This is a genomic window from Lampropedia cohaerens (genome assembly GCF_001005215.1).
Classification (GTDB): domain Bacteria; phylum Pseudomonadota; class Gammaproteobacteria; order Burkholderiales; family Burkholderiaceae_C; genus Lampropedia; species Lampropedia cohaerens.
The window spans coordinates 218,053-231,563 of the sequence record NZ_LBNQ01000033.1; the positions used below are offsets into that span (position 1 = coordinate 218,053).

The 13,511-nt window shown below is 63.1% G+C and carries 11 protein-coding genes and 3 tRNA genes; 9 read left to right on the forward strand and 5 right to left on the reverse strand.

Annotation, left to right across the window (positions count from 1 at the left end; all coding sequences use genetic code 11):
* Window positions 1-38: 38 nt before the first annotated feature.
* Window positions 39-1,100, reverse strand: a complete 1,062-nt coding sequence (locus tag AAV94_RS11450; RefSeq protein ID WP_046742362.1) for a CDP-6-deoxy-delta-3,4-glucoseen reductase — start codon at window positions 1,098-1,100, stop codon at window positions 39-41.
* Between the two features lie 125 nt (window positions 1,101-1,225).
* Between AAV94_RS11450 and AAV94_RS11455 the strand changes: the two genes are divergently transcribed.
* Entirely contained in the window at window positions 1,226-2,173 is a 948-nt protein-coding gene (locus tag AAV94_RS11455) for an NAD-dependent epimerase/dehydratase family protein (RefSeq protein WP_046742363.1), read from the forward strand.
* Window positions 2,174-2,379: 206 nt separating this feature from the next.
* Here the strand turns inward: AAV94_RS11455 and hemW are convergent, their stop codons facing one another.
* Window positions 2,380-3,588 carry a radical SAM family heme chaperone HemW gene (gene hemW / locus AAV94_RS11460; protein WP_046742401.1) on the reverse strand — a complete coding sequence of 403 codons (1,209 nt, stop codon included), beginning with the start codon at window positions 3,586-3,588 and terminating at the stop codon, window positions 2,380-2,382.
* 230 nt (window positions 3,589-3,818) lie between these two features.
* On the opposite strand from hemW, the gene AAV94_RS11465 reads away from it, so the two are divergent.
* From AAV94_RS11465 to AAV94_RS11500, 8 genes are all read left to right on the forward strand, one after another.
* Complete coding sequence (locus AAV94_RS11465) at window positions 3,819-4,715, forward strand: DMT family transporter (RefSeq protein ID WP_046742364.1); 897 nt, start codon at window positions 3,819-3,821, stop codon at window positions 4,713-4,715.
* A 98-nt stretch (window positions 4,716-4,813) separates the two neighbouring features.
* A complete protein-coding gene (locus tag AAV94_RS11470) occupies window positions 4,814-6,052 on the forward strand; it encodes an O-succinylhomoserine sulfhydrylase (protein ID WP_046742365.1) in 1,239 nt (412 codons plus the stop codon).
* A gap of 10 nt (window positions 6,053-6,062) precedes the next feature.
* Complete coding sequence (locus AAV94_RS11475) at window positions 6,063-6,725, forward strand: LysE family transporter (protein ID WP_197408066.1); 663 nt, start codon at window positions 6,063-6,065, stop codon at window positions 6,723-6,725.
* 69 nt (window positions 6,726-6,794) lie between these two features.
* On the forward strand, window positions 6,795-8,228 hold the full coding sequence (gene gltX, locus AAV94_RS11480) for a glutamate--tRNA ligase (protein WP_046742367.1): 1,434 nt from the start codon (window positions 6,795-6,797) through the stop codon (window positions 8,226-8,228).
* A gap of 84 nt (window positions 8,229-8,312) precedes the next feature.
* Window positions 8,313-8,388 (forward strand) — tRNA-Ala (locus AAV94_RS11485).
* A 44-nt stretch (window positions 8,389-8,432) separates the two neighbouring features.
* Window positions 8,433-8,508 (forward strand) — tRNA-Glu (locus AAV94_RS11490).
* 50 nt (window positions 8,509-8,558) lie between these two features.
* Window positions 8,559-8,635: transfer RNA gene (locus AAV94_RS11495), tRNA-Asp, on the forward strand.
* 210 nt (window positions 8,636-8,845) lie between these two features.
* Window positions 8,846-9,442, forward strand: coding sequence for a nitroreductase family protein (locus AAV94_RS11500; protein ID WP_046742402.1), 597 nt, complete (start codon window positions 8,846-8,848; stop codon window positions 9,440-9,442).
* Window positions 9,443-9,794: 352 nt separating this feature from the next.
* Here AAV94_RS11500 and AAV94_RS11505 read toward each other — a convergent pair whose 3' ends face one another.
* The 3 genes from AAV94_RS11505 to AAV94_RS11515 form a co-directional block, all read right to left on the reverse strand.
* On the reverse strand, window positions 9,795-11,567 hold the full coding sequence (locus tag AAV94_RS11505; RefSeq protein ID WP_052755024.1) for a DEAD/DEAH box helicase: 1,773 nt from the start codon (window positions 11,565-11,567) through the stop codon (window positions 9,795-9,797).
* 352 nt (window positions 11,568-11,919) lie between these two features.
* Window positions 11,920-12,732, reverse strand: a complete 813-nt coding sequence (gene kdsB / locus AAV94_RS11510) for a 3-deoxy-manno-octulosonate cytidylyltransferase (protein WP_046742368.1) — start codon at window positions 12,730-12,732, stop codon at window positions 11,920-11,922.
* A gap of 5 nt (window positions 12,733-12,737) precedes the next feature.
* Window positions 12,738-12,923 carry a Trm112 family protein gene (locus tag AAV94_RS11515; protein ID WP_046742369.1) on the reverse strand — a complete coding sequence of 62 codons (186 nt, stop codon included), beginning with the start codon at window positions 12,921-12,923 and terminating at the stop codon, window positions 12,738-12,740.
* Between the last annotated feature and the right edge of the window lie 588 nt (window positions 12,924-13,511).

Below are 13,511 nucleotides of genomic sequence, written 5' to 3' on the forward strand. Positions count from 1 at the left end.
TGGTTATGCGCGATTTGCCTACAACACGCGCGCCCTGATCAAGGGTGGGTTGCGAGATCGGCGGCAGTTGTGAAGGCATCCGCATAGAAGCATTCCGGGGGCAGGCCGCGTTCTGCGGTGAAGGCGTGCCGGGCACTTTCCACCATGACGGGCGCGCCGCAGGCATAGACCTCGTGCTGTGACAAATCGCTGAAATCTTCCATGACTGCGCGATGCACGAACCCGCCGCGCCCCTGCCAGTGGTCCTCGGGCAGCGCGTGCGAGATGACAGGGATGTAATGCAGGTCGGGCATGCGGGTGGCGATCTCGCGTACCCAGCCATCCAGGTAGAGATCGCGCGGTCTGCGGCCACCCCAATAGACATGCACCGGGCGTGCGATTTTCTTGTGCGCCATGTGCTCCAGCATCGCCTTGATGGGCGCAAAGCCGGTGCCCGAGGCCAGCAGCACGATGGGGCGGTCGGAGTCCTCGCGCAGATAGAAACTGCCGAACGGCCCCTCGATACGAAGAATGTCCCTGACCTTCATGCTTTGGAAGACGTGATCGGTGAACAATCCTCCCGGAAAGTGCCGAATGTGCAGCTCAAGGCGTGGTGCCCTGGCCTGCTCGTGCGGTGGCAGCGCGATGGAGTAGGCGCGGCGCACTCTCTCCTTGAGTAGAAACTCGACGTATTGCCCGGCGTGGTACTGAAACACCTCAAGTGCAGGCAGCTGCATTTCCACGCGCATCACGTCGTCGGTGAGGCGCTCCAGTGCGCGTACGCGCACGGGCATCTTGCGGATGGGGTAGGCGTCGGCGCTGGTAACCTGACGCGATTCCAGCGTCACCGGGGCCAGCGGTTTGGCCCGGCAGGTCAGGATGAGGCCGCTTGCACGCTCTGTATCGCTCAATGCCTTGCTCGCATAGGGCAGCATGTCGACTTCACCCGCCAGCAGCTGGCATTTGCAGGAGCCGCAGGCACCATCCTTGCAGCCGTAGGGCAGCCCCACGCCTTCGCGGATGGCCGCGCCCAGAATGGTTTCGCCGCGCTGCGTGGTGAAGCTGCGCGCGCTGGGCAGGACAGTAACGGTATGGCTGGAAGATACAGTGACAGTGGTCATCGTGGCGGTGACAAAAATGCAGGCAGTGTCGGTTTTGTCGCAGAATGCGGCCGCAGCGCGGGCTGTGCCCGCCAGGCGGGAGAACGCTTTTTATTGGAAAGGGCTGCATTGTGCCTTTAAGCCATATGCGCGCAAGCATCTGGGCACACCGACGAGACGCGCGCCATGCGAAGCAGCACAAAGGTGCACTGCCTGCGCGATTTCGGCGCGAGCGCCTGCTGGTGATCGGCTGTGGCGATGTCGGCTTGCGCCTGCTGCGCCAGCAGCCCACACGCGGCTGGCGGGTGCTGACCTCCACTCCATCCAGGATGGTGCCATTGCGCCAGGCGGGGGCGGTGCCGTTGTTGGGCGATCTGGACGATTTTCGCAGCCTGCGCCGGCTGGCCGGGCTGGCGACGCGGGTGGTGCATCTGGCGCCGCCGCAGCGCAGTGGCGTGCAGGATCTGCGCAGCCGAGCCCTGGTACGGGCGCTGCGGCTTGGCCGGCAGGTGCCGCGCGCACTCGCCTACGTGTCCACCACCGGGGTGTATGGCGATGCCGCAGGCGCCTGGGTGGCGGAGACGCGGCCCGTGGCGCCGCACAATCAGCGGGCGCGCCGCCGGGTGGATGCGGAGCAGGTGCTGCGCGGCCTTGCGCGGCGCGGCACGGCAGTATCTGTGCTGCGCGCGCCTGGCATCTATGCGCTCGATCGCGTCGGCGGCTCGCCGGCTGAACGGCTGCGCCGGGGCGAACCAGTGCTGGCCGCCGCAGACGACGTCTACACCAATCGCATCCACGCCGAGGATCTGGCGCGTGCGTGCTGGCTGGCGCTCTGGCGTGCCAGCCCCATGCGTGTTTTCAACGTCTGCGACGATGCGGTGCTGAAGATGGGGGATTACTTCGATCTGGCAGCGGATCTGCTGGCGCTGCCTCGGCCGCCGCGGATTTCCCGCGTGCGGGCCGAGCAGCAATTCAGCCCGTTACGCATGAGCTTTCTCAATGAATCGCGGCGACTGGACAACCGCCGCATCAAGGCGGAGCTGCGCCTGCGCTGGCGTTACCCCACGCCGCAGGAAGGCTTGCGCCAGCCTTGATGCGCGCCGCAGCACGTGTTGAATGCTGAGAATCTGTTCACGATCGTTGTATGCGTTTCAGCCAGCCTGCCCTTGTGGCTGAGTCGGCAGCGGCGCGCTGCAGCCTGGCAAATTTTCGTCGGGCACTAGCCCGACTGCGGTTTGTGTGTTGCATCGCATGGTCTGGTAAGGCACCGCGGCGCATGAGAAAGATCGCCAACAGGTTCTTATGGAATGAACATCTCCTGCAGGTCGCTGAGAAAGTCAAAGCCTCTTGCCGTGGGGCGGATGTGGCCGGGTTCCGGCTGCTCCAACAGGCCGCGTTCGATTCCCTGCTGCAGGGGTGCCTCGATGCTTGACAGGGGCAGGCCGGTGCGTGCGGAGAAATCGTCCAGCCTGAAGCCTTCACGCAGGCGCAGGGCGTTGAGCATGAACTCGAACGGCAAGTCCTTGCGGGCGACTTCCTGCTCCTGGGCGATGGCTGCGCCCTGCAGTGCGCCGTCGATGTAGCGCTGTGGATCGCGCAGGCGCACCTGCCGCACGATGCGGTGCGCAAAGCTGAGCTTGCTGTGCGCGCCGGCGCCGATGCCCAGGTAGTCGCCGAACTGCCAGTAATTGAGGTTGTGCACGCAGCGATGGCCGGCCCTGGCGTAAGCGGAGACCTCGTAGCGCTGCAGGCCCGCTTGCGCGGTGGCATCGGTGAGGGCGTCCAGCATGTTGTAGGCCAGATCGTCGTCGGGCAGGTGCGCAGGGCGGTGCTTGGCAAAGAAGGTGTTGGGCTCAATGGTCAGATGGTAGATCGACAGGTGCGGTGGCTGCATTGCCAGGGCGGTACGGATATCTTCCTGCAGCATGGCCATGTCCTGGCCGGGCAGCGCATACATCAGGTCGAGGTTGAAAGTCTCGAACGCATCGTGCGCTTCCTGCAGCGCTGCCAGCGCCTGCCGGCGGTTGTGCACGCGCCCGAGCTGCTGCAGATGGGCGTCATTGAAGCTCTGTACGCCGACCGATAGGCGCGTCACGCCAGCGGCGCGGTAGGCGGCGAAACGGTCGGTCTCGAAGGTGCCGGGATTGGCCTCCAGCGTGATCTCGCAGCCGGGCACCAGCCGCAGGCGCGCGCGTACGGCGGCCAGAAGCTGATCGATCTGCGCGGCGGAAAAAAGGCTGGGCGTGCCACCGCCGATGAAGATGCTGATGACGCTGCGGCCCCAGATCAGCGGCAATGCCGCGTCCAGATCCGCCTGCAGCGCCTCCAGGTAGCGCTGCATCTGCGTCTGTTCCTGCGCCTGCTGTGGCGCCGCCATGCCGTGGGAGTTGAAATCGCAATACGGGCATTTGCGGATGCACCACGGCAGATGGATGTAGAGCGAAAGCGGCGGCAATTCCTGCAACTGCAGGATGCCGGGGCGCATGTAATGTTGGATGTCGTGAGGCATGAAGAAGAAAGGCACGCTGGCAGGTCCATCAGTGCCTGCTGCAATGGTGGGCCGAGCCTAGAATTAGAACCTGTTTGATTAAAACCCGTTTGCAGGGCGTTTTCACCCGATGTGCCAGTGCCAGTGCCGGGGTCGCAGCAAGCGGCCATGCACGCCGGGACTTGGGGCAGCTTCTTCAAAATCGACTGCACGTGGCGCACGCAGCGCGCGTCGTCAGACTCAGGATACATATGCACGCTTTATGGATGGTGCTGGGTGCGTTCTTGTTCGCATCCATGGGTGCCTGCGTGAAACTGGCCTCGGCGGATTTTTCCGCCGCCGAGCAGGTCTTCTACCGTGGATTGATCGGCATCGTGCTGCTGGCCCTGCTGGCCAGGCGCCAGCGCATCAGCCTGGCTACGCGCCATCCGGGGATGCACGCCTGGCGCAGTCTGGTAGGCGTGATGTCCCTGGGAGCGTGGTTCTATTCAATTGGCCATCTGCCGTTGCCTTCTGCGATGACGCTCAATTACATGAGCAGCATTTGGATCGGGATTTTCGTCATCGCCAGTGGCCTGCTGCATTGGCGCCCCTCGCCGCAGACACCGCGCCCGCCGCTGCATGGCCCACTGCTGCTGACCATTTTGCTGGGATTCGTGGGTGTTGTGCTCATGCTGCGCCCCAGCTTTGCTGCAGAGCAGAGCTTTGCGGCCACGGTGGGGTTGATCTCCGGCATGTTTGCGGCGCTGGCTTACATGCAGGTCGTGGTACTGGCGCGCGCAGGCGAGCCCGAGACGCGGGTGGTGTTTTACTTTGCCGTGGGTGGCGCGCTCGCCGGAGGCATCGCCATGTGTTTCACCGGCATGCACAGCTTGTGGACACCGGCTGCGTTGTGGCTGCTGCCAATGGGCCTGTTTGCCACGCTTGGCCAACTGTGCATGACGCATGCCTACTCCACCGCCGCCAGCCCGCGCAATACGCTGGTGGTGGCCAGCTTGCAATACTCCGGGATCGTGTTCGCTTCCGGTTATGGCCTATTGATCTTCGATGACACCATTCCGTTCTGGGGCTGGGTCGGGATGGCGATCATTATTGGCTGCGGCTTGGCGGCAACGCTGTTGCGTGCTCGCAGCAGCAAGGCCGCCTGATGGTTGCCCGCGCGATGCAATGCTGCTGCAATTCCTGCGCGCGATGCGGGCAGGTTCTAAACTAACGCTTTGCTTCTTTTGCCACAGGAACCTCTACGGTGACCGATTCACTCTTGCCAGATGGCCTGCATCCGCAGACGCTTGCAGTCCGTCAGGCCATTCCCCGCAGCCAGTATGGCGAGCATTCCGAAGCCCTGTACCTGACCAGCAGCTATGTGCAGCCTGACGCCGCATCGGCTGCGCGGCGCTTTGCCAACGAGGAGGCAGGCTACACCTACTCACGCACAGCCAATCCGACCGTGACCAGCTTCGAGCAGCGGCTGGCCGGGCTGGAGGGCACCGAATGCGCCATCGGTACGGCCACCGGTATGGCGGCGATTTCACTGATGGCATTCGGCCTGCTTCGATCGGGCGATCACGTGGTTGCCTCGCGTTCGCTGTTTGGTTCGACCATCAAGTTGCTGGGCACCGAGCTGGCGCGCTTTGGCGTGGAGACGACCTTTGTTGCGCAGACCGACCTGCAGGAGTGGAAGCAGGCCATCCGCCCGGGCAGCACCAAGCTGTTTTTTGCCGAGACGCCGACCAATCCGCTGACCGACGTCTGCGACATCGCTGCACTGGCGCAGCTGGCGCACGATGCCGGGGCTCTGCTGGCCGTCGACAACTCATTCCTGACGCCGGCGCTGCAGCGTGCGGCGGCGCTGGGTGCGGACTTGGTGGTGCATTCCGGCACCAAGTTCCTCGAAGGCCAGGGCAGGGTGCTGGCTGGCGCCGTCTGTGGCCCGCGGGCTATCGTCGAGGAGAAGCTGGGCGCGTTCATTCGCAGCGCCGGCTTCAATCTTTCTCCATTCAATGCCTGGGTGGTGCTCAAGGGCATGGAAACCTTGTTCATCCGCATGCGTGAGCAAAGCCGCAACGCGCTGGCGCTTGCGCAATGGCTGGAGCAGCAGCCGCAGGTTGCGCGCGTGTACTATCCAGGCCTCGCCAGCCATCCGCAGCATGCACTGGCGATGCGCCAGCAGAACGGTTCGGGAGGCGCGGTGCTGGCATTCGATGTGCGCGGTGACAGCCCCGAGACGTTGCGCGCCAATGCATTTCACGTCATCGACCAGTGCCGTGTAATCAGCAAGACCACCAATCTTGGCGATACCAAGACGACGATTTCGCACCCTGCCACCACGTCGCACGGGCGTCTGAGCGAAGCCCAGCGCCAGGCCGCTGGTGTCGGTCAGGGGCTGGTGCGCATATCGGTGGGACTGGAGTATCCGCTTGACATCCAGAACGACTTGCTTGGTGGGTTGATGACGCTGCCGGTGCAGTCTCCGCCGAGCCCATAGGCGCATGGAGATGCTCGCCATTTTCGCCGCGGTGGCCCTGGCGCATTTTCTGGCCCTGCTTAGTCCTGGACCGGATTTCGTCATGATCGTCAAGAGCGCGGTGCGCCATTCTGCCCGTGTGGCCATCGGTGTTGCGGCCGGAATTGCCGCGGCCAATGCTGTCTACATCGGTCTTTGTCTGGCCGGCGTGGCGACGTTGCTCAGCCAGTCGGCCGGTTTGCTGATGCTTGTGCGCATCGCCGGTGGACTGTTTCTGATATGGCTGGGCCTGTGCGCACTGCGGGCACGCAAAAGCGATTACGCGGCGCTGCTTGCGCGTGCCGGCGAAGGCGCCTTGGATGCGGCTGATCCCGCCGATTGCCGCCGGGCGTTCTGGCACGAGTTCGCAGCCGGGTTTGCTTCAGGCATTCTCAATCCAAAGAATTTGTTGTTCTACCTCAGCCTTTTCTCGCTGGTGTTGACGGCGGACGTCGGATTGGCCTTCAAAATGCTGCTAGTCATCTGGATGACCGCAGTAGTTTTTCTCTGGGAGGCGGCCATTGTCCTGCTGCTCACGCGAGGCGCGGTGCGCGCCTGGTTCGATCGCAGCATTTATTACCTGGACAAGGCCACCGGCATGTTGCTCGGCACCATTGGCATCAAGGTCGTGCATGGCGCGGCCAGCCAGACCTGATGATTCATTGACCGGCATCCGGAGCGCTGCTGCAGGCAGTGATCTGGATGCCATAGCTGTATTTCTCTCATGACTGTTTCCACTGCTTCCACGCCTATCCAAGGCAAGGTCCGCACCCGGTTTGCCCCATCGCCAACCGGCTTCATCCATCTGGGCAACATCCGCTCGGCGCTGTATCCCTGGGCGTTTGCGCGCGCCAACGGCGGCGATTTCATTCTGCGCATCGAGGACACCGATCTGGAGCGCTCCACCCAGGCAGCGGTAGACGTGATTCTCGAGTCGATGCAGTGGCTGGGCATGACGCCCGATGAAGGCCCGTACTACCAGATGCAGCGCATGGATCGTTACAAGCAGGTGCTGCAGACGCTCAAGGACAAGGGGCTGGTCTATCCCTGTTACATGAGCGTGCAGGAGCTGGACGCGCTGCGCGAGCGCCAGATGGCAGCCAAGCAGAAACCCCGCTACGACGGCACGTGGCGGCCCGAGCCCGGCAAGACCCTGCCGTCCATTCCCGAAGGGGTGCAGCCGGTGCTGCGCTTCAAGACGCCGCAGACCGGCTCCGTGGTCTGGGAGGACAAGGTCAAGGGCCGCGTCGAGGTACGCAATGAGGAGCTTGACGACCTGGTCATCGCGCGCCCCGATGGCACGCCGACCTACAACTTCTGCGTGGTCGTCGATGACATCGACATGGGCATCACCCACGTCATTCGTGGCGACGACCACGTCAACAACACGCCCCGGCAGATTCACATCTTCGAGGCCCTGGGGCACCAGCCGCCGGTGTTCGCACATCTGCCCACCGTGCTCAACGAACAGGGCGAAAAGCTCAGCAAGCGCCACGGTGCCAAGGCCGTCACGCAGTACCGTGACGAGGGCTATCTGGCCGATGCCATGATCAACTATCTGGCGCGGCTGGGCTGGAGCCATGGCGACGACGAGATCTTCACCCGCGAGCAGTTTCTGCAGTGGTTCGACCTCGATCATCTTGGCAGCAGCGCCGCGCGCTTTGACGAGGCCAAGCTGCGCTGGGTCAACGCCCAGCACATCAAGATGACCGATGATCAGAAGCTCGCCGAGCTGGTGGCACCCCGGCTGCAGGCGCGTGGCATTGACGCGGCCGCGCTGCAGGACGGGCGCCTGGCCGACATTGCGGCGCTGTTCAAGGACCGTTGCGACACGCTGGAAGTGCTGGCGGACTGGGCCCTGCCTTTTTATGCGCCGGCGCCCGCAATCAATCAGGAGGACTATGCCAAGCACGTGACGCCGGAAATTCGCCCCGCCTTGCATGCGCTGGCAGATGCGCTTGAGGCATTGCCAGCATGGACGGCGCCGGAAATTTCGCAGGCTTTCAAGCAGGTGCTCAAGGCACAAGGCCTTAAAATGCCGCAGCTTGCGATGCCGGCGCGGGTGCTGACCATGGGCGTTGCGCACACGCCCTCGGTGGACGCGGTGTTCGCACTACTGGGACAGAAAAAAGTTGTGCAACTTCTCAAAACAGCCTGAAATTCGATATACAATGCGAGGCTTCGCTGATGACGAAATTGCTTGAGAGATGAGGCGGTTTCGATGCCAGTGAAGTGAAAATTTGGGGGTATAGCTCAGCTGGGAGAGCGCTTGCATGGCATGCAAGAGGTCAGCGGTTCGATCCCGCTTACCTCCACCAAATTACACGGCTCAGGCTTTTCCTGGGCAATGTTCCAAGGCTGTGACCCTATCGTCTAGAGGCCTAGGACACCACCCTTTCACGGTGGGTACCGGGGTTCGAATCCCCGTAGGGTCGCCAAGTTCGTAGCGCTTGGCTGGTTGTCAAATGCCAGTGAAGCTGCGCTACCGGGAGCGGTAGTTCAGTTGGTTAGAATACCGGCCTGTCACGCCGGGGGTCGCGGGTTCGAGCCCCGTCCGCTCCGCCAGAGATGGTTGTTAAAAAGGCCGATGCATGTGAATGCATCGGCCTTTTTCTATGTCCGCCGCGACAAAAAAGATTCGTACAAGTCCTTGCAGCGGACCTGTCTTTTCATTTCGACAACAATCTGCACCGTTTTTCCGATCATCTTTGCCACTAGCAGGCTGGAAGTGCGCGCGATGCGGCTTTTCTGCTTGCGAGCTTGGGAGCACGCATCTTGTCCGAATCTGTCCTTGAAGCCGTCACTTCCTCCGCGCATGTCGTGCGTGCCTTGCTGGCGCGCCGCTCTGCCTGGCCGCTGGGTGCGCCCGCTCCTGATGACGCAGCACTGCGGCAGATTCTCCAGGCCGCCGCCTGCGCGCCCGATCATGGCCAGCTGACGCCATGGCGCGCCCAATACGTGCGTGACGATGCGCGCCACGCCTTGCTGCAGCGGGTGCTGGCGCATCCCCTGGCGCAGTCGCAGGAGGCGCTTGCGCTGCACGGTAAATACACTGCCAAGTTGACCACCGCGCCGCTGGTGCTGGTGCTGGCCGCGCGCGTGCAGGAGCATCCCAAGGTGCCGGAGTTCGAGCAATTGCTCAGTTGCGGTGCGGCGGCAATGAACATGCTCAATGCTGCCTGCCTGCTGGGATTTCACGGCTTCTGGTCCAGCACGCCCGGCCTACTAGGGCAATTGCTCAAAGAGGTCATGGGATTTGCGCCCACTGACCACATGCTCGGCCTGCTCAACTTGGGTACTGCTGTTCAGAAGCAAGCGGTCCCGGCCCAACGGCCCGCGCCGGAGGTTTTTGCCAAGCAGTGGCAACCATAGCCGCCAGTTATCACCGCTTCATCGCGGGATGGTGCGCGTTGCAGCTAGTCGGAGGTGGCGGATTGCAACCTTCCGGTCACGTGCGTTCAATGCACCCGAGTGCCTTCAATGGGCGTGTGGAGTATTGCAGTCTGCCTGCGGCAGACTGCAAAAAGTCGTGTTCGATGTAACCTTGCGAGCTGCAGTGATCACCTACACGTACGGTATGACGTAACCGGGTTCTTATTGCTGCGGCAGAAGCGCAAGCCAAGCGCTCGGGGTGTTTGCGCCAAACGCCTGCACCAGGAAACTTTGCGCCGCCTGCGCGGCACGCTCCTGTAATGGCGGCCCCCAAGAGCCAGCCAACAGATCGTCAATTCCAGTGCTGCGGTTTCGCCGTGGTGCGGCGAGCGCCAGCGCTGCTGCTGCGGCGCGGTGCTTCGTCTCGACCACCGCTGCGACGTGGCGCGCCTGCGCCGTTGCCGTCACGATAGGGGCGATCATCACGCCCTCCACGCGAGTTGGCCGACTGGTTCCAGTCGCCAGCAGGGCGGCGTGATGGCGCTACGCCTGTGGTCTGTGCATCGCGGGGGCCACGGTAATCACCGCGGGCACCGCGTTCTGGGCCACTAGAAGCGGTACGCGATGGTCCAGGATGGCGCGGCGCGCCATCGTTGCTGTAACGGCTGCGTCCCGGGCCGCCATTGCGGTTGCCAGAGGGCCGGCCGCCTGGTGCCGAGCGCCAGGGCGTAAAGCGCTGGCGCGGTTCCAGGCCGGGCAGCGTGGCCACTTCAAAGGGCTGATTGGTGAACTGTTCGATATCGTGGATGCGGCGGCGATCACGGAACTCAGCAAAGCTGATTGCCAGGCCATTGCGACCTGCGCGACCGGTACGGCCAATGCGGTGGGTGTAGTCCTCCGACTTCATGGGCAGGCCGTAGTTGAACACGTGGGTGATCGTCGGCACATCGATGCCGCGCGCCGCCACGTCCGTGGCTACCAGAACCTGCACACGTCCGGCACGCAGCGCTGCCAGGCGCCGGTTGCGCAGTCCCTGATTGAGCGCCCCGTGCAGGGCGACTGCGTCAAAACCTTCCTGTTGCAGATCCTGTGCAAGCGAATCGCACTCGATCTGTGTGCTGGCAAAGACAATGGCCTGGTCAATGGACGGGTCACGCAGCCAGGTATCAAGCAGCTCGCGCTTATGCTTGGGGTCATCGGCCCAGAACAGTTTCTGCGTGATGTTGGCGTGGCGCTGCTGCGCGCTGGCGACCTCGATACGCTGCGCGTGCTTGCCCCCGTCGTGCATGATGCGCATGCCCAGCTGCTGGATGCGGGGCGCAAACGTGGCGCTGAACATCATCGTGTGCTGGCGCTGCTGCGTCATCTGATGGATGGCTTCCAGATCCTCGCTGAAGCCCAGGTCGAGCATGCGATCGGCTTCGTCGACGACCAGAAACTGCACCTTGTCCAGAATGATCTGACCGCTGCGCTGCAGATCCAGCAGACGGCCGGGCGTGGCCACGACCAGTGCAGCATTTTGCAGCTGCGCAATCTGTTTCGGGTAAGGCAAGCCGCCAATGACCGTGCCGATGCGCACGCCGCGGCAGTGCCGCATCAGATCGATGGCATCGCGCGAGACCTGCAGGGCCAGCTCGCGCGTGGGACACAGGATCAGGGCGCCAGGCGCGGCAGCCTCGAAACGGCGATTGAGGGGATTCTTGCGCTTGGGCTTTTTCGGCGCGGGCAGGCCCTGTTCGGCGGCCTGGGCGGCTTCCTGCTCGAACGCAGCGCGCGCGGCGGCCTTGTCTGCCTCATGGGCTGCAATCAGGGTGTGCAGCACAGGCAGTAGAAATGCCGCTGTCTTGCCGCTGCCGGTCTGGCTGGAGACCATCAGGTCGCAAAAGGCCTGCGAAGCGGCCGCACCCTGGTCCTGTGGACCGGCGGCGTGCAGTGTCAACGGAATGGCGCGACTCTGAACTTCGGTGGGCGTGGTGTAGCCAAGGTCCAGCACCGCCTGCACCAGCGAGGGTGCTAGGCCCATCTGCGCAAAGGGGTTGGAGGCAATAGCCGTCGCCGTGATGGCTTCAGCCTGCATGGCGTCCTCAGCCAGAAGGGTGGACGCAGAAGAGTTTTGATCAGTCATGGTTTGAAAACAACGAGAAACCGCACGCAAGGGCGATGAAAATCCTGCGTTATGCGGTTGGATGGAAAACCACACCGTCCATCCAACCAGCTGGCTGCTTGCCAACCGAATGCGGCTGGCCTTGCCCGGGGCGTTTCTCATCCAGTGGCACAAAGTGCGACTTGCGTCGCCTTGCTGCCATGGCTTCAAACCCAAGTGAGATAGATAGATGCTCGAATTGCCAGCAAGCAGCCACTGCCGTTGATCGGAAATGACAAAGCGCAACTTATGCGAAAGTAGCTGGCAACCGTCTATTATGCCGCTTTCGCGCACTTTCTGCAATCATGTCGGCTGCAGCGGGGATGAGACGGCGTCACGCGTGGTCATGTACCCAGGCGCGGGCCCTGGCGAGGTCGTCGGGCGTATCCACGCCGGGAGGCGGCGCCTGCTCGGTGACATGCACGGCAATCTGGTGACCGTGCCAGAGCACGCGCAGTTGTTCCAGCGATTCCATCTGTTCGGTCGGCGCGGCCTGCAGCGCGGGGAAGGTGCGCAAAAAACGCGCACGGTAGCTGTAGATGCCGATGTGCCGCAACGGCGTGGCACCGGCGCACGCCTGAGGCGGCGGCCAGCCGGAGTCGGGTGCGGCATCGCGGGGAAACGGAATGGGCGCACGGCTGAAATACTGCGCCAATGCACCGGCGCGCAGCACAACCTTGACCACGTTGGGATTGTGAAAGTCTTCCGGCGAGGCGATGGGGTGGGCGGCGGTGCCCATCACCGCTTCGGGATGTGCGGCCAGCACGTCGGCCACGGCATCGATCAGGGCCGGCGGAATCCACGGCTCGTCACCCTGCACATTCACGACGAGGTGATCATCATCCAGTGCCACTGCGGCGGCTGCTTCGGCAAGCCTGTCGCTGCCGCTGCGATGGCCGCTAGCGGTCATGATGCAGGCTACGCCGTGCTGATCACAGACTTGTGCAATACGTGCGTCGTCCGTGGCGACAATTACCTGCTGTGCCCGGCTGGCGCTTGCCTGGCGCGCCACCCGTACCACCATGGGCAACCCGCCGATGTTAGCCAGAGGTTTGTCGGGCAGGCGCGTGGATGCCATGCGCGCGGGAATCAGCACCGTAAAGGCGGTCTGCGCTTGGGAGGCAGGCGCTGTCGTGCATGCACTCATGGTGCTCAGTTCCCTTGCAGTTCTTCGTCGGTCAATGGCCGAGCCTCGTTCTCAAGAAGAATCGGAATGCCATCGCGCACCGGATAGGCAAGCCGTGCCGAACGGGAGATGAGCTCGGAGGTTTCCCGCCGATAGACCAGCGGACCTTTGGTGACGGGGCAGACGAGCAGTTCAAGAATTTTGGGATCCATGGCAATCAGAAGAAGTGGACGTGAACATCGTCCACATTATCAGCCTGCTGCGACCAACCTGGCGTCAATCGAGCGCGCCGGTCTGCGCGCGTCGTACGTAACCTTCGCGCCCGCAGCCGTGTAGACGCAGGCAACGAAAAGCCCCTTGGAAAAGGGGCTGACAAGACGGTGGCAACAAATACTCACTCAGCCGGCGGGCCGACGCGATGGACACGGTGTTCTCGCAACATGCCGCCTGCGAAGATGGCTCCTTCCGTTTGCGTATTGATACCGCGCACGCGCTCCTCACAGGCTTGCCGTGAAGCCGCATCCTTGTGGTAGCTGCAGCGGCGCAAAGCGTTTTCCGTGAAGTTGGTGGAAGGATCCTGCGGCGGGGCCATGCGGACGGTTGCCATTTCGCGCCGGCAGGCAACCCGGTCCTGCAGACCGTCATCGCAAACAGAGAGACTGTTGCCTGCTGTGGATGCTGTCTGGGCGACCGTAGGCGCTGCCATCAACAGCATGCAGGCAGCAAGCGGTAACGCAGATGCGATAGTGCGGATGGTGGGCATGCAGACTCCTTTCGACACGGTTGAATGATTCAACAGA